This is a genomic window from Ruoffia sp. FAM 26254, from assembly GCF_045528545.1.
Lineage (GTDB): Bacteria > Bacillota > Bacilli > Lactobacillales > Aerococcaceae > Ruoffia > Ruoffia halotolerans.
On sequence record NZ_JBGQQY010000022.1, the window covers coordinates 1 to 21,028 of the forward strand.

General features: G+C 35.9%; 18 protein-coding genes. 14 read left to right on the forward strand and 4 right to left on the reverse strand.

Annotated elements, in window-relative coordinates:
- Positions 1–213 precede the first annotated feature (213 nt).
- The 11 genes from acpP (at position 214) to ftsY (ending at position 15,030) form a co-directional block, all read left to right on the forward strand.
- Positions 214–453, forward strand: a complete 240-nt coding sequence (acpP, locus tag ACEN3Z_RS06690) for an acyl carrier protein (RefSeq protein WP_338489167.1) — start codon at positions 214–216, stop codon at positions 451–453.
- Positions 454–545: 92 nt separating this feature from the next.
- Positions 546–1,559 carry an ABC transporter ATP-binding protein gene (locus tag ACEN3Z_RS06695; RefSeq protein ID WP_407090243.1) on the forward strand — a complete coding sequence of 338 codons (1,014 nt, stop codon included), beginning with the start codon at positions 546–548 and terminating at the stop codon, positions 1,557–1,559.
- The gene (locus ACEN3Z_RS06700; protein WP_407090244.1) at positions 1,559–2,518 is read left to right on the forward strand and encodes an ATP-binding cassette domain-containing protein; all 960 of its coding nucleotides are present in this window, start codon (positions 1,559–1,561) and stop codon (positions 2,516–2,518) included. The genes ACEN3Z_RS06695 and ACEN3Z_RS06700 overlap by 1 nt, the downstream gene beginning before the upstream one ends.
- Before the next feature lie 4 nt (positions 2,519–2,522).
- Positions 2,523–3,485, forward strand: a complete 963-nt coding sequence (gene opp4B / locus ACEN3Z_RS06705; RefSeq protein ID WP_407090245.1) for an oligopeptide ABC transporter permease — start codon at positions 2,523–2,525, stop codon at positions 3,483–3,485.
- 124 nt (positions 3,486–3,609) lie between these two features.
- Entirely contained in the window at positions 3,610–4,464 is an 855-nt protein-coding gene (locus ACEN3Z_RS06710; protein WP_407090268.1) for an ABC transporter permease, read from the forward strand.
- A 366-nt stretch (positions 4,465–4,830) separates the two neighbouring features.
- Positions 4,831–6,612: an oligopeptide ABC transporter substrate-binding protein gene (locus tag ACEN3Z_RS06715; RefSeq protein WP_407090246.1), complete on the forward strand. Its 1,782-nt coding sequence runs from the start codon at positions 4,831–4,833 to the stop codon at positions 6,610–6,612.
- Between the two features lie 343 nt (positions 6,613–6,955).
- On the forward strand, positions 6,956–8,737 hold the full coding sequence (locus ACEN3Z_RS06720) for an oligopeptide ABC transporter substrate-binding protein (RefSeq protein ID WP_407090247.1): 1,782 nt from the start codon (positions 6,956–6,958) through the stop codon (positions 8,735–8,737).
- A 155-nt stretch (positions 8,738–8,892) separates the two neighbouring features.
- On the forward strand, positions 8,893–9,591 hold the full coding sequence (gene rnc / locus ACEN3Z_RS06725) for a ribonuclease III (RefSeq protein ID WP_407090248.1): 699 nt from the start codon (positions 8,893–8,895) through the stop codon (positions 9,589–9,591).
- Positions 9,591–13,154, forward strand: a complete 3,564-nt coding sequence (gene smc / locus ACEN3Z_RS06730; RefSeq protein WP_407090249.1) for a chromosome segregation protein SMC — start codon at positions 9,591–9,593, stop codon at positions 13,152–13,154. The genes rnc and smc overlap by 1 nt, the downstream gene beginning before the upstream one ends.
- Positions 13,155–13,165: 11 nt before the next feature.
- Positions 13,166–13,969, forward strand: a complete 804-nt coding sequence (locus ACEN3Z_RS06735) for a Cof-type HAD-IIB family hydrolase (protein WP_407090250.1) — start codon at positions 13,166–13,168, stop codon at positions 13,967–13,969.
- Positions 13,970–14,004: 35 nt separating this feature from the next.
- Positions 14,005–15,030 carry a signal recognition particle-docking protein FtsY gene (gene ftsY / locus ACEN3Z_RS06740; protein WP_407090251.1) on the forward strand — a complete coding sequence of 342 codons (1,026 nt, stop codon included), beginning with the start codon at positions 14,005–14,007 and terminating at the stop codon, positions 15,028–15,030.
- 59 nt (positions 15,031–15,089) lie between these two features.
- Here ftsY and ACEN3Z_RS06745 read toward each other — a convergent pair whose 3' ends face one another.
- The 4 genes from ACEN3Z_RS06745 to ACEN3Z_RS06760 are packed head-to-tail and all read right to left on the reverse strand — an operon-like array spanning position 15,090 to position 18,567.
- A complete protein-coding gene (locus ACEN3Z_RS06745) occupies positions 15,090–15,953 on the reverse strand; it encodes a metal ABC transporter permease (protein WP_407090252.1) in 864 nt (287 codons plus the stop codon).
- Complete coding sequence (locus ACEN3Z_RS06750; RefSeq protein WP_407090253.1) at positions 15,950–16,831, reverse strand: metal ABC transporter permease; 882 nt, start codon at positions 16,829–16,831, stop codon at positions 15,950–15,952. Before ACEN3Z_RS06750 ends, ACEN3Z_RS06745 begins: the two co-directional genes overlap by 4 nt.
- On the reverse strand, positions 16,824–17,609 hold the full coding sequence (locus ACEN3Z_RS06755) for a metal ABC transporter ATP-binding protein (RefSeq protein ID WP_138405385.1): 786 nt from the start codon (positions 17,607–17,609) through the stop codon (positions 16,824–16,826). Before ACEN3Z_RS06755 ends, ACEN3Z_RS06750 begins: the two co-directional genes overlap by 8 nt.
- A gap of 25 nt (positions 17,610–17,634) precedes the next feature.
- Complete coding sequence (locus ACEN3Z_RS06760) at positions 17,635–18,567, reverse strand: metal ABC transporter solute-binding protein, Zn/Mn family (protein ID WP_407090254.1); 933 nt, start codon at positions 18,565–18,567, stop codon at positions 17,635–17,637.
- 159 nt (positions 18,568–18,726) lie between these two features.
- Here ACEN3Z_RS06760 and ACEN3Z_RS06765 point away from each other — a divergent pair, with 159 nt between their 5' ends.
- Genes ACEN3Z_RS06765 through ffh form a run of 3 tightly spaced genes read left to right on the forward strand, consistent with a single transcriptional unit; the run spans position 18,727 to position 20,932 of the window.
- Positions 18,727–19,092, forward strand: a complete 366-nt coding sequence (locus tag ACEN3Z_RS06765) for a metal-dependent transcriptional regulator (RefSeq protein ID WP_197104849.1) — start codon at positions 18,727–18,729, stop codon at positions 19,090–19,092.
- A 9-nt stretch (positions 19,093–19,101) separates the two neighbouring features.
- Positions 19,102–19,425 carry a YlxM family DNA-binding protein gene (gene ylxM, locus ACEN3Z_RS06770; RefSeq protein WP_407090255.1) on the forward strand — a complete coding sequence of 108 codons (324 nt, stop codon included), beginning with the start codon at positions 19,102–19,104 and terminating at the stop codon, positions 19,423–19,425.
- Positions 19,426–19,444: 19 nt separating this feature from the next.
- Positions 19,445–20,932, forward strand: a complete 1,488-nt coding sequence (ffh, locus tag ACEN3Z_RS06775; RefSeq protein ID WP_407090256.1) for a signal recognition particle protein — start codon at positions 19,445–19,447, stop codon at positions 20,930–20,932.
- Positions 20,933–21,028: the final 96 nt, after the last annotated feature.

Genomic DNA, 21,028 nt, shown 5'->3' on the forward strand with positions numbered 1-21,028 from the left:
TTCCTCTATGGTAAGATGTGTGTAGCTCATAACAGACCTCCGTGTTTATGTTTTTGTCATTACTAACATTTTACACGAACCTGTTATGGGTTTCTTTATTTGTCGCACTTAATTTTACAATTCATCAATTAGAAAAAATGATAGACAAATGAGATGATTATTTGTATCATGTTATAGAATGAAAATTTGTTATAATGAACGGAGGTGTATCAATTGAGTGAAAATCAAAACACTTTAAATACTGTAAGAGAAATGATTGTAGATCGTTTCGGTGTTCAAGAAGATAAAGTAAATGCAGAAATGACATTTGAAGACCTTGGAGCTGATTCATTAGACGTTGTGGAACTTGTTATGGAATTAGAAGATCAATTCAATATCCAGTTCGATGACGAAAGAATAGAAGAATTATCTACAGTAGGTGATGCAGTAAGATACATCGATGAATTAAAATAGTTCTATCTTTAGCAATATATAAAAAAACAACGCTGCTTGTTTTTCAATAAGTAGGGTTTTTATTTTTTTATAAAGGACACCGGAGGGAAATTATGGAAAGTAACAAGAAAATATTGGAAATGAAAGACGTAGAAATTGGATTCCGTGTTAAAGATGATTACTATAATGCTGTAGATGGTGTGTCATTAACATTATCTAAGAATGAAAAATTAGCAATCGTTGGAGAATCTGGTTCTGGTAAAAGTACACTCGCAACTGCGATTGTAGGTCTTCATGATCCAAAAAATTCAAAACAAACAGGAGAAATTAACTATAAAGGCAAAAACATTTTAAACATGTCTGAGAAAGAATATCTAAAAATTCGTGGTGATGAGATTGGAATGATTTTCCAAGATCCATTAGCTTCATTAAACCCGTTAATGACGATTGAAGCACAAATTGAAGAGCCATTATATTATCATACTAAATTAAATAAAAAGGAACGTCATAATCGTATCCTCGAATTATTAGATCAAGTGGGAATTGCCAATCCAAAACGTATGGCTAAACAATATCCACATGAACTTTCAGGTGGTATGAGACAACGTGTTATTATTGCCATTGCTTTAGCATGTAAACCAGGTATCATCATCGCTGATGAGCCAACAACAGCTTTAGACGTTACGATTCAAGCACAGATTCTTGATTTATTAAATGAAATTCAAGAAGAAACAGAGTCAGGAATTATCTTAATTACCCATGATTTAGGAGTAGTTGCTGAAACGGCTGACCGAGTAGCTGTAATGTACGCAGGTGAGTTTGTGGAAATCGCAACAGTGGAAGAATTATTTAATAATCCTAAACATCCATACACAAGATCATTATTAAGATCAATTCCACAATCTAACGATTTAGTGGATGAAGAATCAGGAGAACTACATGTTATTCAAGGTGTAGTTCCGTCAATCACAAATCTACCAAGAACAGGATGTCGTTTTGCTCACCGAATTCCTTGGATTAATGAAGAGGAACATGAGCATAATCCTGAATTACACGAAGTAGCAGAAGGTCATTGGGTACGTTGTACTTGTCGTGAAAACTTCTACTTCCCTGAGGAGGTTGAATAATGTCTGGATTAATAGAGATAAAAGATTTAAAAGTACATTATCCAATACGTAGTGGCTTCCTTAACAGAGTCACAGATTATGTATATGCAGTTGATGGTGTAGACTTATCATTCGAAGAAGGTAAAACTTACGGTCTAGTCGGGGAATCTGGATCTGGTAAATCAACAATTGGTAAAGCTATTGTTGGATTAGAAAAGATTACTTCGGGTGAGATTTACTATAACGGTAAAGATGTTTCAAAAGAAGCTCGTAAACGCCGCTCAGACTATCGTCAGAATGTTCAGATGATATTCCAAGACGCTATGTCAAGTTTTAATCCTAAAAAAAGAATCGTTGACGTTTTAGCTGAGCCTATTCGTAACTTTACGAATATGACACCAGATGAAGAACGTCGTCGTATGATGGAACTTTTAGATATTGTTGGTTTAACAGAGGATGCTTTAACTAAATATCCGCATCAATTCTCTGGTGGACAAAGACAGCGTATCGGTGTAGCAAGAGCTGTGGCAATTAATCCTAAATTAATTATCGCAGATGAGCCTGTATCAGCACTAGATTTATCAGTTCAAGCTCAAGTTCTTAACTTCATGAAGAGAATTCAAGAAGAATATAACGTCAGTTATTTATTTATATCACATGATTTAGGTGTAGTAAAACACATGTGTGATGAAATTGCGATTATGTATCGCGGGCGCTTCACAGAGTATGGAAATAAAGAGGATATCTATGAAGATCCTCAACATATCTATACGCGTCGTTTACTTTCGGCTATTCCTCAAATCGATCCTAACAATCGTGATGAGCATAAGAATAACCGTTTACGCGTTGAAAAGATATATCAAGAAAACCAATCAAAATACTTTAGTGAAAATGGTCGAGTATATGATTTAAAAGCAGTCTCTGATACTCACTCAGTTGCTTTAAAAGAAGTATCTTCGACTTTAGAAGGGGGCGCTTAATACTATGTGGAAAACAATATTAAGACGTGTTGTTCTCATGATACCCCAAGTGTTTATCCTTAGTATTATTGTATTTGTTCTAGGTGCAATGATGCCCGGGGATGCACTGACTGGGTTAGTGGATCCAACTATTTCTGCTGATCAAATTGAAGCAATGCGTGCACAATTAGGTTTAAATAAATCATGGCCAGAAAGATATATTGATTGGATGGGCGGCGCATTACAAGGAGACTTCGGTCGTAGTTGGGCACACCGTATGCCAGTAGCTCAAATTATTAGCCAACGTATCGGACCAACATTATGGCTATCACTATTAACTGTAATTATTACTTATGCAATTGCCTTACCTTTAGGTTTATTATCTGGTCGATTCCAAAATTCTTTCTTTGATCGTACCGTTAACGTTTATAACTTTGTAACATATTCAGTACCGACTTTCGTATTAGGTCTATTATTTATCTGGTTATTCGGTTATACATTAGGTTGGTTCCCAACTCGTGGTACAGTAGGTTCTGGTGTTCAACCTGGGACTTTAGAATATATTGGATCTAGAATTTATCATATGATTCTTCCTGCCTTTACAATGGGTATTTTAAGTACAACGGGTATCATCCAGTACTTAAGAACCGGAGTTGTAGATGCTAAATCTCAAGATTACGTACGTACAGCTCGTTCAAAAGGTGTACCGATGAATAAGATTTATAGTCGTCATATCTTCAGAAACTCAATGTTACCAATTGCGCAAAGTATGGGTTATACTTTAACTGGATTAATTTCAGGATCAGTAATTACAGAGCAAATCTTTACTTACCAAGGTATGGGACAACTATTTATTACATCGATCACTGGACGTGACTTTACAGTTATGACGACACTTGTACTGTTATTCGGTATTATGACTTTATTGGGAACATTAATATCAGATATTATTATGATATTTGTTGACCCAAGAATCCGAATCAACTAGAAAGGAGGAATGTTTCATGGATAAAGAAGAAAAACAATATAACAAAGAAGACCAAATAATCAATGAAGAAGCTTTAGATCAATCGTTAGAGGTAGCTCAAGCTGAAGGCGAAGCATTACCTCCGATGGGATTCGAAGTCATTCGAAGAGAATTTGTCAAAGATAAGGCAGCCATTGTTGCATTATTTGTATTCATTACAATCATTTTAATCGCATTTATTGGTGCGATGATTGTGGATCATGATGCAGCAACTAAAGTTGACTTATTTAGTCGATATGCTAAACCAGGTGAGAACGGTTTTATTCTTGGAGCTGAAGAGGGTGGACGTGATGTTCTCTCACTCTTAATTATCGGTACACGTAATAGTATATTTATTGGTTTTGCCGTAACTATTATTACATCAATTATAAGTATTGCTTTAGGAATTATTGCTGGTTACTATGGTGGATTCGTAGAAGATATTATGATGCGTATTGTCGACTTCATTATTATTTTACCGCCAATAGTATTAATCATTGTCATTGTAACAATTGTTCGTCGATTCGATTTGTGGTCACTGATTGCTATTCTATCAGCATTAGGTTGGGCCGGAGGAGTTCGATTGTTCCGTACATCCGCTTTAAGTGAGGCGTCTAAAGATTATATAAGTGCTTCTAAAACGATGGGAACACCGGATTGGAAAATTATGTATCTAGAGTTAATGCCGAACTTAAGTTCATTAATCATTACAAGCTTAACGTTAGGTCTTTCAGGTAATATCGGTATTGAGACAGGTCTAACTTTCTTAGGCTTCGGTTTACCATCTGAAACACCAAGTTTAGGTACTTTAATCGCTGCGGCGAACAACCCAGATGTTATTCAAAACAAAGTATGGGTATGGCTTCCCGCTGTTGGAGTAATCTTAGCACTAATGTTAAGTATTAACTATATGGGACAAGCATTCCAACGTGTGGCTGATTCAAAACAACGTCTTGGATAAACAGTTACAAATACTATTTTTTAGAACCGAGCGATGCGTCGCTCGGTTTTTTTTATGAGTTTTTTTCTAATGTTATGTGTAAAATTTGATGAAACTTAACTTATATATTAAAATTTTTATATATATATAAATCCATTCATTTAATAGAAAAAATATGGAAAGTGTATAGGAATAATGAAGTCTATATTATAAAAGTTTTATTAAATTGCATTATAATTAAAATGATTAAAAACCAATAAGAATAACCTGAAACTATAGATATTAAAGCGATAATGATTTAAAATGTACTATACCGCTTGCATTAAAACTGTATAATTTTTTTTATTTATTCTAATGCTAGGGAAATCATTTTATAGGAGGATTTTAATGAAAAAATCGATTAAAAAATATGTTTCGCTAACAACTTTAGCTATGACATTTGCTTCGACTTTAGTTGGGCCTACGACGCAGTTAGTCTCAGCTCAAGAAGAAGGAGAAGATGGGGTATTAGAGTTTGATACTTTAGTACAAAATGAAGGTGAACCTATCGAAGGTGGTACTTTAAATTACGCTTTAGTATCAGATAGTACATTTTCTGGAGTTCTTAACAACTTATTATACACTGGTCAACCAGATAGTGAAATTATTAATTTCTTTAATCCAGGACTTTATGGATATGATGAGAACTTCACTATTGATAATTCAGGATTTGCTGATATCGAAATGGATCCAGAGAACAGCCAAGTAACGATTACTATTCCAGAAGGACATACATGGCATGATGGTGAAGAAATTACAATTGATGACGTAATCTTCCCATACTACGTTATTGGTAATCCTGATTATACTGGAATTCGTTACGGATCAGATTTCCAAAACGTTGCTGGTATGGAAGAGTACCACAATGGAGATGCTGAAGAAATTTCAGGTCTTGAACGAGTGGATGATTACACGTTAACAGTAACGTATAATACATTTAATAACTCAATGCTTCAAGCTGGTGGTGGTGTTTCTAATTATATCGAACCAGAACATCTACTAGGTGAAGTACCAGTGGCTGAATTGGAAGATAGCGAATATGTTCGTAAAAACCCAGTTGGTTTCGGACCATTTAAAGTAGAATCGATCACACCAGGTGAAGCGGTAACTTTAACTGCATTTGACGAGTATTATGATGGACGTCCTAACATCGATGAAATGGTTATTGAAGTAGTAAATTCTTCTACAATCGTATCTGAATTAAAAGCTGGAAACTATGATATTGCTTCATTACCAGCTGACCAATATGAAACATATGCTGATGCAACGAACTTTACTCCTGTTGGATTCTTAGAGAACGCTATTACTTATATCGGGTTCAAACAAGGGACATGGGATGAAGAGAACGGCGAAGTTGTACCAGAACCAGAACGTGTCACATCAAATAAAACATTACGTCAAGCAATGGCTTATGCGATTGATAATAACGCAATTGCAACTCAATTCTATTATGGATTACGCCAAAACGCTAATTCACATATTACACCAAACTTTACAGAGTATCATAATGCTGAACAAGAGGGATATACATTTGATCCAGAACGTTCTCAACAATTACTTGCTGATGCAGGCTTTGTAGATAACGATGGTGACGGCTTTGTTGAAGACCCTAATGGAGAACCATTTACATTAGGTTTCGCTTCAATGTCCGGTGGAGAAACGGCTGAGCCGATTGCTCAATATTACATCCAATCTTGGCAACAAATCGGTATTAACGTTGAACTCGTTGATGGACAATTAATGGAATTTAATTCATTCTACGAACGTATTGAAGCAGACGATCCAGCCATCGATGTATTTCAAGCTGCTTTCGGTGTTGGTGGAGATCCAAACCAAAGTGGTTTATTTGGTCGTTCTGCACCATTTAACTTCACACGTTGGGCAACAGAAGAAAATGATGAATTGTTAGCAGCCATTGAATCAGAAGAATCCTTTGATGAAGAATTCCGTCAACAAGCATTCTATGACTGGCAAGAATATATGATTGAAGAAGTTCCAACAATCCCAACATTATTCCGCTACACATTAACAGCTGTTAATAACCGTGTAAGCCAATGGGATACTCAAATTGGTTCGGACTTGAAATGGTCAGATATCTACTTACTATCTGAAGAACCAACTGCTGAATAAGCTAAAAATTTAACATCGTATTTGAAAGCACCCAGCTGGGTGCTTTTTTTATACGAATATAATAATGATAAAATAAGCTTTAACATTAATTTATCATCATCAAGTTATTAGATTTAAAAAATATTTTTATTTATAAAACCATATAAAGCGCTACCGAGAAATTCAAAGAACAATATAATATAATATTTAAAAATTATAAAACGCCTTTAAAGATTATCCTGAAGCGATTTATGTATTTTTATCTAATAAAATTAAAATAAAATTAAAAATATACTTGATAATCTAATCTAAAACGGTTAATATATTATATATAAATAAGAATTACTAATTGGAGGTTAGTTTTATGAAAAAATCTTTTAAAAAGTCATTTGCACTAGCAACAACGGCCCTTACTTTATCAACTGTATTTGCAGCTCCAGCTGCTAACCTAGTTCACGCACAAGAAGAAGGCGAAGGAGATGTTTTAGATTTCTCTCCTACTGCTGTAAACGAAGGTGAACCCATCGAAGGTGGAACTTTACGTTATGCCTTAGTATCTGATACAACTTTCGCTGGTGTTTTAAATAACATGTTATATCAAGGACAACCAGATTCATCTATTATTGGTTTTATTAACCCTGGTTTATATGGATACGATGAGAACTTTGCAATTGATAACTCAGGTTTCGCTGATGTAGAGTTTGATCAAGAAAACAAACAAGTGACAATTACAATTCCAGAAGGAACAACTTGGCATGATGGTGAAGAAGTCACAATTGATGATGTCATCTTCCCTTATTATGTTATCGGTAACCCAGAATATACGGGTATCCGTTACGGAACTGACTTCCAAAACGTTGTAGGTATGGAAGAATATCACAACGGAGATGCTGAAGAAATTTCAGGATTAGAACGTGTGGATGACTACACCTTAACAGTTACATATCACAACTTTAATAACTCATTATTACAAGCTGGTGGGGGTGTTTCTAGTTATATCGAACCTGAACACTTATTAGGTGAAGTACCAGTAGCTGAATTAGAAGATAGTGAATATGTTCGTACGAATCCAGTTGGATTTGGTCCATTCCAAATCGAATCGATTACACCAGGTGAGTCAGTAACATTCTCTGCTTTTGATGATTACTTTGATGGTCGTCCTAACATTGATGAAGTTATTCTTGAAGTTGTTAACCCAACAACAATTGTTTCAGAATTAAAAGCTGGTAACTATGATATCGCATCATTACCATCAGACCAATATGATACATATTCAGATGCAACTAACTTCCAAAGTGTAGGATTCTTAGAAAACGCTTATACTTATCTTGGATTCAAACAAGGAACTTGGGATGCTGAAGCAGGGGAAGTAGTAACCGATTCAGAACGTATAACAACAAATAAAGCATTACGTCAAGCAATGGCATATGCAATCGATAATGATGCTATCGCAACTAATTTCTATTATGGTTTACGTCAAAATGCGAATACATTAATCACACCTAACTTTACCGATTACCATAATGCAGATCAAGAAGGATATAATTATGATCCTGAGCAAGCAGCTCAAATATTGGCCGATGCTGGTTTCGTAGATAACGATGGAGACGGCTTTGTTGAAGATCCAGATGGAGAAGCATTCACTCTAGGTTTCGCTTCAATGTCAGGTGGAGAAACAGCAGAACCAATCGCACAGTACTACATCCAAGCATGGGGTGAAGTTGGAATTAATGTTGAATTAGTTGATGGACAATTAATGGAATTCAACTCATTCTACGAGCGTCTTGAAGCAGATGATCCAGCCATCGATGTTTACCAAGGAGCTTGGGGAACTGGTGGAGATCCAAACCCAACTGGCTTTTATGGTCGTACAGCTGCATTCAACTATACTCGTTGGGCAACTGAAGAGAACGATGAATTATTAGCAGCGATTGAATCAGATGAATCATTCGACGAAGAGTTCCGTCAACAAGCATTCTATGACTGGCAAGCGTATGCAATGGAAGAATTACCAGTAATCCCAACATTATTCCGTTATTCTTTAACAGCTGTTAATAACCGTGTAAGTAATTGGGAAACTGCAATCGGATCAGACTTAAAATGGTCAGATATCTACCTGTTAGCTGAAGAGCCAATTGCTGAATAATTATTAAGCCTATAAATTAAATTCCTTTCTGAAAAGAACCTCTTCGGAGGTTCTTTTTTACGTCTATGATGGTATACATTGAGCTTTCATGATAGAATAAGTGTTGCATTGTGAGCTACCAACATTGGTAGAAAGAAAGTAAATAGGAGGATGCTATGAGTTTATTAATAAAACATTTAGAAAATATATTAGGCATAGACATAGAAGATGAAGCGTTATTTAAACGTGCTTTTATGCATAAATCTTATGTCAATGAACAAAAACATCACTTGTTAGAATCGAATGAACGCTTAGAATTTCTTGGCGATGCGGTGTTAGAAATTATTGTGAGTGATTACTTATATAATTTTTATCCAGAAGAACCTGAGGGAACTTTGTCTCGTACTCGTGCGCAATTAGTTCGTGAACCAAGTTTAGCCCTGTTAGCAAGAAAAAACGACTTTCATGAGTACATTCAACTTGGTAAAGGCGAGTCTGCAAGTGGTGGTAATCATCGAGATTCAATCTTAGCGGATTGTTTTGAGGCCTTTCTAGGTGCAACATATTTGGAACAAGGTATAGACGTTGTAACTAACTTTTTAAACAAGCAATTGTTATTAAATCACCAAGATATTCTTAAACAAGTGAATTTAGATTACAAGACACTTTTCCAAGAAAAAGCTCAAACACATGGAACAGTCTTAATTGAATACCGCTTAATTTCTAAAAAAGGACCCGATCATAATCAAATATTTGAGATGGGCTTATTTGTAGATGACAAATTAATTAGCCGAGGTAAAGGGAACAGTAAAAAACAAGCTGAAATTCAAGCGGCGAAAATTGCTTACCAACATTTAATTGGAGAGGTTTCATAATGTATCTTAGTAGAGTAGAGATGACAGGCTTTAAGTCCTTCGCTGACAAAACAGTTATTGAATTTAATGAAGGAATGACCGCTGTCGTAGGTCCTAACGGAAGTGGTAAAAGCAATCTTTCGGAAGCGATTAGATGGGTATTAGGCGAGCAATCAGCTAAAAGTTTACGTGGGAATCGAATGGAAGATGTTATCTTTAATGGAACACAAGCGCGTAAGCCAGTGAATATTGCAAAAGTGACTTTAGTTTTAAACAACGAGGATCGATATTTGGATTATGATTTTAGTGAAATAAGTATTACTCGCAGTTATAATCGAAATGGTGATAGTCAATACTTAATAAACAATGAACAAGTTAGATTAAGGGATATCGTAGATTTACTTTTAGATTCAGGGTTAGGAAAGAACAGTTTTTCAATTATTTCCCAAGGACAAGTTGAGCAAATATTTTTAAGTAAGCCTGAAGAACGACGGACGATATTTGAAGAAGCTGCAGGTGTTCAAAAGTACCAATACCGTAAGACTGAAGCTGAGAGACGCTTAGATAAATCGAGTGATAACTTAAGCCGGGTTAAAGACATTATTCATGAACTCGAATTACAATTGAATCCTTTAAGAAAACAAAGAGAGACGGCGCTTCTTTATACGAGTAAGAAAGAAGAATTAAAAGAGCTAGAAGTTTCTCTATACACCCAACAAATCGAAGATTATCAAACAGGGTGGGAAGAACTTGAGGAACAATTAAAGAATATCGATATAACCATAAATAATTTAATCACGCAAAATGATACACTAAGTACCGAAATCGATGCATCTAAAAACAAACAAAATCTATTAATCAATGCAATTGATCAAAATTCGGATACATATCAAAAATTAACGTCTCAAATTGAAAAATTAAAAGCGCAACAACAGATGATTGAAAAAGATATTCAATATAGTGAAACAGAACAAGCAGATAAAGCTAATATTTATGAAGAACAAGTGGCTGAAAAGACAAGACTTGACCAAGACATCACGGAATATACAAAGCAATTACAAACCTTTGAGACAGATTTGAAAGCACTAATGACAGACCTAAAAGCAGTCAATAAAGATATCCAAATATCTCAAGGATTGAATGCGAATCAACAAGACGAATTACGTAATGAAATGTTGGAGTATTATCAATTAGAAGCCAAGTCAAACAATGAAATTCAACAGCAGAAAACAGTCTTAGAAAGACAAAGAGCACGTAAAGACCAAGCTGTTGAGAAAATGAACAGTACTAGTAAAGAACTTAAAAAGCTTGAAATGGAAGCCAAAGAAGCTGAAGAAGAACTTGAGGCATTCACGGGTAGCCAGAGTGAACAAAGAACTTTGTTACAAGAATTAACAGAGAATAATGAAAAACTCTCAAATCAACGAGATGAGTTAAGACAATTGCTCTTTAACCAAGAAAGACAAACTCAAACCATTGAAACCCGTTTAAATTCACTGAAACAAATGCATGATAATTATACGGGCTACTATGCTGGCGTGCGTGCGGTTATGCAACAAGCGCAACGCTTAAATGGTATCGAGGGAACGGTTGCGGATTTATTAAATGTAAAAGAAACGTATCAATTAGCAATCGATACAGCTTTAGGTGGATCGATGCAACACATCGTTGTAGCAAATGACCAAGCGGCACGTGAAGCAGTGAATTACTTAAAGCAACAAAGAGCAGGACGAGCAACTTTCTTACCACGACCAAACATTAAGCCACGTCAAATTCAAAGTTTTAAACTTTTTCAAGCGCAAGAAATGCAAGGTTTTATCGCCGTTGCTTCAGAATTAGTCAGTTATGATGCGAAAAACGAGAATATTGTCCAGAACTTATTAGGAAATACCATTGTTGCTCAAACTTTAGTAGATGCGCAAAGTATTGCGAGAGCTTTAGGGCATTCAGTAAAGATCGTAACACTCGAAGGTGACGTGTTAATGCCAGGTGGATCACTCACCGGGGGGCAACAAAAGCAAAGACAACAATCGATGCTATCGCGCCAAAATGAAATTAAACAAGCAAGCGAAGCCTATGAGAAACATCGAGAACAACTTAAAAATATTGAACTAGATTGGGAAAAAGTTTCAAAAGAGTTAGCGAACAATGAACAACAATTGAAAGAACAACGTCAACAAGTAAATCAAACAGAAGGTATCTACCAACGTTTATTCCAATCGAGTCAAAACGCTAAACAAGCATATAAACAAGCTAATAATCAAATGATTATTTTAAAAGATTCAATACGTGAATTCGACGAAGAACTTGATGAAGCGAGAATCACAATCGAACAAGCGGAACAAAATCTTGTGAAAGCAAAATCTTCGATTGAAGAATTAAATCGGATATTAGAACAACATAACCTAGATGAAGACGCCCGTCAGAAGAAATTAGCTGAGTTAGAAGAATTTAGACAGGACAAATCAACGAAAAAAGCGGTTATGGACGTTGAGATTAAACAATTAAAACAAACTTTATCAGATTTAAAGAATCAATATGAGGTAGTTAATAATTGGATTACAAATTATGAGTCGAGTAAGACATTTGGACTGTCGTCGATTGAAGAGCTCCAAGAAAAACTGGAGGAAACTTTAGACGACATTGCTAAATTAGAAAAAGAAAGCGAAAGTCTACAAAAACAAATTCAAGCCGACCGTCAAAATCGCCAAGATTTAAGTGAAACGATTAATGAAAAAGAAAGTTTACTCAATAAATCTCAAGCAAAGAGTCAACGTAGTTTCCAAACACAAGCAAAACTACAAGCCCAGATTGAAAAAAATCAAGCCTTAATTGATAATCATTTGAATCATTTAAATCAAGAATATCAATTGACCTTCGAGATGGCAAAGAAAATTGCTAAACCGATTGAATCAACAGCTGAAATCAATAAAGTAGTTAAGGAATTACGTCAGTTCATCAATAAATTAGGACCGATTAATCTTCAAGCAATTGAAGACTATGATGAGTTAAATGAACGTTATGAGTTATTAGTGGAACAAGAAGAAGATTTATTAACAGCTATGGGTCAACTGAAAGATACAATGGATGAGATGGATGTTGAGGTTACTCGACGATTTAGCGCAACATTCAAACTCATTAATGAGAAATTCCAACAAACTTTCCGAAGATTATTTGGTGGAGGTGAAGCCTCACTCGAGTTGACGAACCCCAAAGATGTCCTAACAACAGGTGTAGACATCGTTGCACAACCACCCGGTAAGAAGAAACAAAATCTGGCCTTATTATCTGGTGGGGAACGTGCGCTAACAGCCATAGCCTTGTTATTCGCTATTCTGGAAGTAAAACCTGTACCATTTGTTATATTGGATGAGGTAGAGGCAGCTTTAGATGATGCGAACGTGTACCGCTACGGAGAATATATTAAAGAATTTAGAGAACAAACTCAATTCATCGTCATTACACATAGAAAAGGAACGATGGAGAGTGCGGACCGGCTATACGGTGTTACGATGGAACGATCAGGTATTTCGAAATTAGCCTCAGTTAAATTAAGTGAAGCGGAAGAAGCTTTATCAGAATAAAGGAGTTATCAATGATAAAATTAATTGCCATAGATTTAGATGGAACGTTACTTAGAACAGATAAATCTTTATCAGAAGAGAACATCAATGCTATACATTACGCCCAGTCAAAAGATATTAAAGTCGTTTTATGTACAGGGAGACCATACTTAGCGATGAAAGACTTTGCCGAGAATATTGGTTTCGATGGCGACGATGAGTATTTAGTCGTATTTAACGGAAGCCAAGTGATTAAAGCGAACACTGGAGAAGTTGTCGTTAATGATGTTGTTGAAACGAGCGATTTAGAGCGTTGGTATGAAGAAACGGAACGTTTAAATTTACCATTAAATCCCATTGATTCTGAATGGGTGTATGATCCAATTGAATATCCAGATGGGAAAGAGTCAGCTTATACAACGCCAGCACCAAGAAAAACTGTTAGATATCATGACTTTGAAGCAGATCATACATTTAACAAGTTTGTTATTTGTACAGTTGAAGATTACTTAAATGAGCAACTACCTAAAATCAATAAAGACTTATTGGAAGAATATCAAACTGTCTTATCACATCCTTATCAATTAGAAATTGGTAAGATCAATGTTAATAAAGGGAATGCGTTAAAGAAATTAGGTAAACAATTAAATATCAAACCGGAAGAAATGATGACCATTGGTGACCAAAATAATGATCAGACGATGATTGATATGGCTGGTTACGGGGTAGCGATGGGCAATGCTGTTCAAGAGATAAAAGACAGTGCTTCATATATCACAGATACAAATGATAATGACGGTGTTGCGAAAGCAATCCATCATTTTATTAAGCAATAGAAGTGTTATAATATAAGCAAATAAGGAGTGAGATTATGGGTATTTTTGATCGTATAAAACGTGCTTTTACCGGTGAAGACCAGGTTGTTAAAGAAGAACTGAAAGAAAAAGACACCGAGATTGTTTTTGATAAGTATGACAAGGGTATGGAAAAGACACGTAAAAACTTTTCCGAAAAAATTGCGGACTTGTTTACAAGTTTCAGAGAAATTGATGAGGATTTCTATGAAGATTTAGAAGAGGCCTTTATTGGTGCAGATGTTGGTTTCAATATGACAATTGCCTTAACGGATGCTATCCGCGATGCGATTGAAGAAGAGAATGTCAGTCGTCCTGAGGATGTTAAACGTGTAGTTTTAGAACAGATGGTGAACATTTATGAGAAGAATGAAACAGGAACGGTCGCAATTAAAGAAAACCCTGATGGACCAACCGTTATTCTATTTGTAGGGGTAAACGGCGTTGGTAAGACAACTTCTGTAGGTAAAATTGGTTATAACTTAAAACAAGAAGGCAAAAAAGTTATTATGGCCGCAGGAGATACTTTCCGTGCAGGTGCCATTGAACAGTTAAATGTTTGGGGAGAGCGATTAGATATTCCAGTTGTAACTGGAAAAGCCAATAGCGATCCAGCTTCAGTCGTTTTTGATGCAGTGAAACGAGCGAACGAAGAAAATTACGATTACTTACTCGTAGATACTGCCGGAAGATTACAAACTAAAGCGAACTTAATGGAAGAATTAGCAAAAATGAAACGAATAATTGAACGCGAGAATCCAAATGGTGTTCAAGAAGTGTTCTTAGTCTTGGATGCGACGACAGGTCAAAATGCACTCATTCAAGCGAAACAATTTAATGAAGCAACCGAAATTACCGGCTTAGTTTTAACGAAATTAGATGGAACGGCAAAAGGTGGGGTTGTTCTTTCGATTCGTTATGATTTAGATATACCGGTTAAATATATTGGATTAGGTGAGCAAGCCACTGACTTACAACAATTTGATCCTGAGCAATATATGTATAATTTAGTTCGTGATGTGATTGAAGATAAGCAAGCTTAATAAAATATCCGTGAGGTCAAAAATCGACTTCACGGATATTTTTGTTTTCTATTATATAGTTATTTAAGTGCCAATTTCTGCTGTCTGAGTTTAGGAAGAATAATATTTGTTCCTAAAAACACGAGTAAAAAGACTACAAAACCTGTGACAGCAACCATGCTTGATATCGAAGTATCGAGATAAATCCCAATATAATAACCAAGAACGGAATTAAGTATAGCAATAAAAGCTGAACCGATTAATAAAGTGCTAAATTTATTCGTAAAACATCTAGCGGTCATCCCAGGCGCTGCCATTAAGGCAATGACTAGAATAGACCCAACACTTTCAAAGGAAGTGACTGCCGTCAGCGAAACTAAAGTCATCAATACTAAGTCGAGTGCAGCAACATTAATTCCAATAGTTCGAGCAAAGGTTTCATCAAACAAACGAATCTTCAATGGATTATAGAAAATAAAGATAAAAGCCAAATTAATGAATAAAATAATCAAACCAATAAAGAATGCCTGTGGCATTTGAATTGAGAATATTTCAACTTGGCGTAATGGTGCCAGTTCGACTTGACCTAAAAGGACCATATCAATGTCTAAATGCACATTTGTATAATATTTGGAGATGATAATAACGGCAATTGAGAATAGTAAGGGGAACACCAAACCAATCGCTGCGTCGTTTTGCATTCGACCGGTCTTTGTCAATAAGTCAATTAAGATAACAGTAATGACACCGAACAAGGTTGCACCGATAATTAAATAGGGCGAAGACAAATCTTCCGTAAAGTAAAATGCAATCACAATCCCTAATAAAATTGTATGTGATATGGCGTCGGCTACCATTAAACTCGAACGCATCAACAATAGAGAACCCAATAGACTACAAGCTAAAGCAACAACAATTAAAATTAATAAAATTTGAATCATCATGACACTACACCTCTTTTACGTAAAACATAAGAGCCTAGCAAGCCTTTAGGCCCGATGAAGACAGATACTAAAGCGATACCTGACAATACAACTACAATGGTTGGTCCTGTCGCCAAATCAGAAATATTTGTACTAAGTAAAGTCCCCATAAAACCAGCAAATAAGCCAAAAAAGCCTGATAAAAAGATAGTTTTAGGATAGTTATTTGTCCATTGCATTGCCCCAACGACGGGAGCGACTAACATGCTACTAATTAACTTTGTCCCAACAGCTTGTAAACCAATGACAATGGCTAATAAACTTAACGTTAATAAGATATAATTGATAAATTTCGTATTAATGGCAATGGTTTCAGCAAAAGTTTTATCGAACAAATATATTTTAATCTTTGGATAATAAAGCCAAAATATAAGGGCGATGATAACAGCAACAATCAAAATAACATTCACATCAAATTGCGTTAAAAAAGCGGCTTGTCCCATAATATAATTATTCAAACCAGAGAAATTCACTGATTGGAATTTGGGATTCGTTTGTACAATTCGGTAAAGCATTAAACCTAAGCTGAAAAAGGACGAAAGTACAAGTGCCAGGACACTTTCATAAGCAAAATGGCTATATTTGTGAATCCAGTTAATTAGAACATAGGCTATATAACCAACAACAATGGCACCTAACAGTAACACGAGAGAATTTCTCGTTTGAAATAACATAAAAGCAATAATTACTCCAGGGTATACTGAATGCCCAATCGCATCACCCAATTGACTTTGGCCTTCTAAGACAATCGTAGTACCGATAATACCTGATGCGAAGCCGAGTGCCATGGTTCCAAGTGCGACAACCCAGAAGAAATAATCAAAAGAGATATCAAACATGTTGATCAGCTCCTAGAATATGTAAGCCCGCTTGATTTGAACTCGGTTCAACATTATTTTGCTGAGACTGATTTAAATAAGCTTTATCAATATTTTCTCGCGTAAATACATCTACCGTTGGACCTGTTGCGATAACCTCTTTATTGAGGAACAACACATAATCAAAATTATCAGGCACTGAATTTAAGTCATGGTGAACAGTCAAACTAGTCTTTCCTGCGTCCTGAAATTCTTTTAATTGCGCCATAATAATGGCTTCAGATTTCATGTCGACACCAGCAAGCGGCTCATCAAAAAAATACAAATCAGCGTCTTGTGCAATGGCACGTGCAATAAAGACTCTTTGTTTTTGACCTCCAGATAATTGACTGATTTGACGATTCGAAAGATCAGTGAGTTCCATTGCTTCGAGTGCTTGAGAAACAACAATTTTTTGCTCTTCACTCACAGATTGAAAGCCCCAACGATTTGAGCTCACTCCCATCGTCACAACATCTTTGACAGTTGTTGGGAAATGCCAGTTAACTTCTGAAGTCTGGGGGACATAAGCGATTTTAGAGCGTGCTTGTTTCAATGTAAGGTCATTGAAAAAGCTTAGCTTATGTTGTTTAGCGGGTATTAAATTAAGAATGGCCTTTATAAAAGTTGATTTACCAGCACCATTCGGGCCGATGATAGCCATGCGAACATTTTCCGGAACTTGTAATGTAATATTGTTTAGGGCAAGAGTTTGTTGATATCTCACCGATAAGTTTTCGATCGTAATAATTGAATTCATATGAATCACTCCTTTTAAATTATAATTAACGAATTAAATGATCAACGATTAATGACACATTATGTTGATACATCTCAATGTAATTATCATTCGACTGACCAGTTGCAGCTAAAGAGTCTGAGAACAATTCTTGACCTTCACCACCCACAACGACAACCTCTGCATCCTGTTGGTTGACTCCTTCTTGAAGCTTTTCCATTGCTTGCGGGTTAGACGTTGTATCTAAGAATATGGCTGGCACATCGTTGTCGACAATAAACTTAACCGTTTTAATGATTGCGTCATTAGAGACTTCAGATTCAGTACTGATTCCTTGAGGAGCATATACTGTGAAGTCATAAGCCTGGGCAAAGTATGCAAAGGCATCGTGTGGAGTTACGAGAATGCGTTGTTCCACAGGTAATTCTGCAACTTTTTCATGGATCCGTTGATTTAAAGCATCTAATTCTTCTATATATCTTTCTGTATTTTCATTTACTAATTTTTTATACTCAGGGTAAATTTCAACTAAAGCTTGTTGAGTTGTTAGAACAGATTGTTTATATAAATCTATATCGAACCAATAATGCGGATCGACTTCTTGAGAATCCTCAGAAATTGAGATTAGCTGGTCATTATTAAACTCCGCTGTCACAGATCTTGTATGTGGCAGTGCATCTAAAACTTCTGCCATCTGTGCCTCAAAATGCAAACCATGAAATAACACGAGGTCAGATTCAGTAATGTCTTTTAAATTTCTAGCCGTTGCTGTATACGTATGCGGGTCACCACCAGCAGGGACAATTGAAACAACCTCAAACGTTTCTGGGGCGAGTTGTTCTACAATATCAACTAAAAAAGTCGTTGTGACTGTAATTTTTTCTTTATCTGCTTGAGCATGACCGATGGGCGTTACATAAGTGAATAACAAAATGATGACCATAAATAGAGTCATGATGTATTTAATATATTTTTTCATTTCAAACCTCCAAACACTAATTTTTAGGCGTGCCTAAGTGTTAATTGAATTATAATGTTAGGCGCGCCTAAAGTCAACCGAAAAGTTTAAATAAATTTGAGGCTAAAGGGAAAACATGGTAAAATTAGGATTGGCAAAAAAATCATTGGGGTGATGTCAATGTCACAGAGTCGCGAGGACTATGTAAAGTTTATATATGAACATGCAGGAGATGAATCCATCTCTAATAAAACAATCGCTGAGGGATTAGAGGTTTCTCCAGCCTCCGTGAGTGAAATGATTAATAAATTGGCTAAAGAAGGCCTAGTAATTAACGAACGCTACCGCGGTAGTGCATTAACACCAAAAGGTCATCTAATGGCTCAAGAAATGGTGAGAAAACACGAAATATGGGAATATTTCTTACAAAATAGGTTAGGATACACGAAAGAAGAAGTACACGAATTTGCTGAAGTATTGGAGCATGTAACACCCAAGGATTTAGCGGATCGATTAGCTATTTATATTGAGTATCCTGAAGAATAGGTGAATAGAATGTCGTTAGAAAAAACGATTTATATTGGTCAATTGTTCTCATTTTATAAAGCTCTGTTGACAGAGAAACAACAAGATATGTTGTCATTTTATTATGAAGAAGACTTATCTTTAAGTGAAATCGCCGAACATTTCGATATTAGTCGTCAAGGCGTTCATGATAATATTAAGCGTGGAGAGAAATCCTTGCTAGAATATGAAAAAACACTCCGTTTAAATGAGAAACGTGAAGAACGTATGCAATTATTAAATACATTGAGTGAGTTATTAACATACAAAGAAGCTCATTCAGTCATAGAAAAATTAATTCAAATAGAAGATTAAGAAATAGAGGGGTAATAATATGGCTTTTGAAGGACTTTCAGAGCGCCTACAAGGTGCGATTAGCCAGGTTAGTTCGGGAGGGACAATCACCGAAGCCGACCTGAAACAAATGATGCGTGAGATAAGACTTGCTTTACTTGAGGCCGATGTTAACTTTCAAGTAGTAAAAACATTCGTTAAGAGTGTGAATGAAAGAGCATTAGGTTCCGATGTATTAAAATCATTATCTCCAGCGCAACAAGTTTTAAAAATTGTTGATGAAGAATTAACAGCCTTAATGGGTGGGGAACTCGTTCCATTAAACTTCTCAGCGCAACCACCAACAGTTATTATGATGGCTGGTTTACAAGGTGCTGGTAAGACGACAACGGTAGGTAAATTAGCTAAATATATTTCTGAAAAAGAAAATAAAAAGCGCCCATTATTAGTTGCTGCCGACGTTTACCGTCCAGCAGCGATTGAACAATTACAAACCATTGGTCAACAATTAGGTTTTGGTGTTTATAGTGAAGGAACAGATGCGGATCCAGTAAGAATTGCTGAAGCAGCATTAAACCAAGCAAGACTACAAGGGAACGAAGTCGTTATCATTGATACGGCGGGTCGTTTACACGTCAACGAAGAATTAATGGCTGAATTACGTAATATTAAAGCAGTCGCAAATCCGCAAGAGATTTTACTAACTGTTGATGCTATGACCGGACAAGATGCGGTAAACGTTGCGCAATCTTTCAATGAGTCACTTGATATAACAGGGGTTGTCATTACAAAACTCGATGGTGATACTCGTGGTGGAGCGGCACTATCGATTCGTTCAATTACCGATAAACCAATTAAATTTACAGGTCAAGGTGAGAAATTAGACGCCTTAGAACCATTCTATCCAGACCGTATGTCGAGTCGTATCCTAGGTATGGGGGATATGATGACGCTGATTGAGAAAGCGCAACAAGATTTTGATGAAGACGAAGCTCAGAAAATGGCTGACAAAATCAAAGACGCATCCTTTGACTTTAATGATTTCATTGCTCAAATGGATCAAGTAAATAAAATGGGGTCGATCAAAGATATTATCAAGATGATTCCTGGTTTGAATAAATTGCCAGGTATGGACGAGTTTGATGTATCTGAGAAAGATATGGCACGTGTCAAAGCAATTGTGATGTCAATGACACCTCAAGAGCGTACAAACCCAGATATCATCTCACAAAGTCGTCGTAAAAGAATCGCTGCAGGTGCTGGACAAGATCTTCAAGCCGTTAACCAATTAATTAAGCAATTCAACCAAACACGTCAAATTATGAGTTCAGCTTCGAATGGTAAGATGGGTAACATGAAGAAAATGATGAATCAGATGAAGCAAAATGGTGGTGGAGGTATGCCAAATATACCAGGAATGCCACAAATGAATGATTCAGACTTTATGTCACCAGAACAAAAAGAAAAACAACAAAAAGAAAAAGAATTGCAACGTCGCTTGAAAAAAATGAAGAAAAAACGCCGTTAATCTCTAAATAAAGCTAAAGTTCACTTGGAAATAGTGAACTTTTTCTATTTTTTGAAATGTTAAACCGTATTATAGAAGCATTTATATAAAATATTT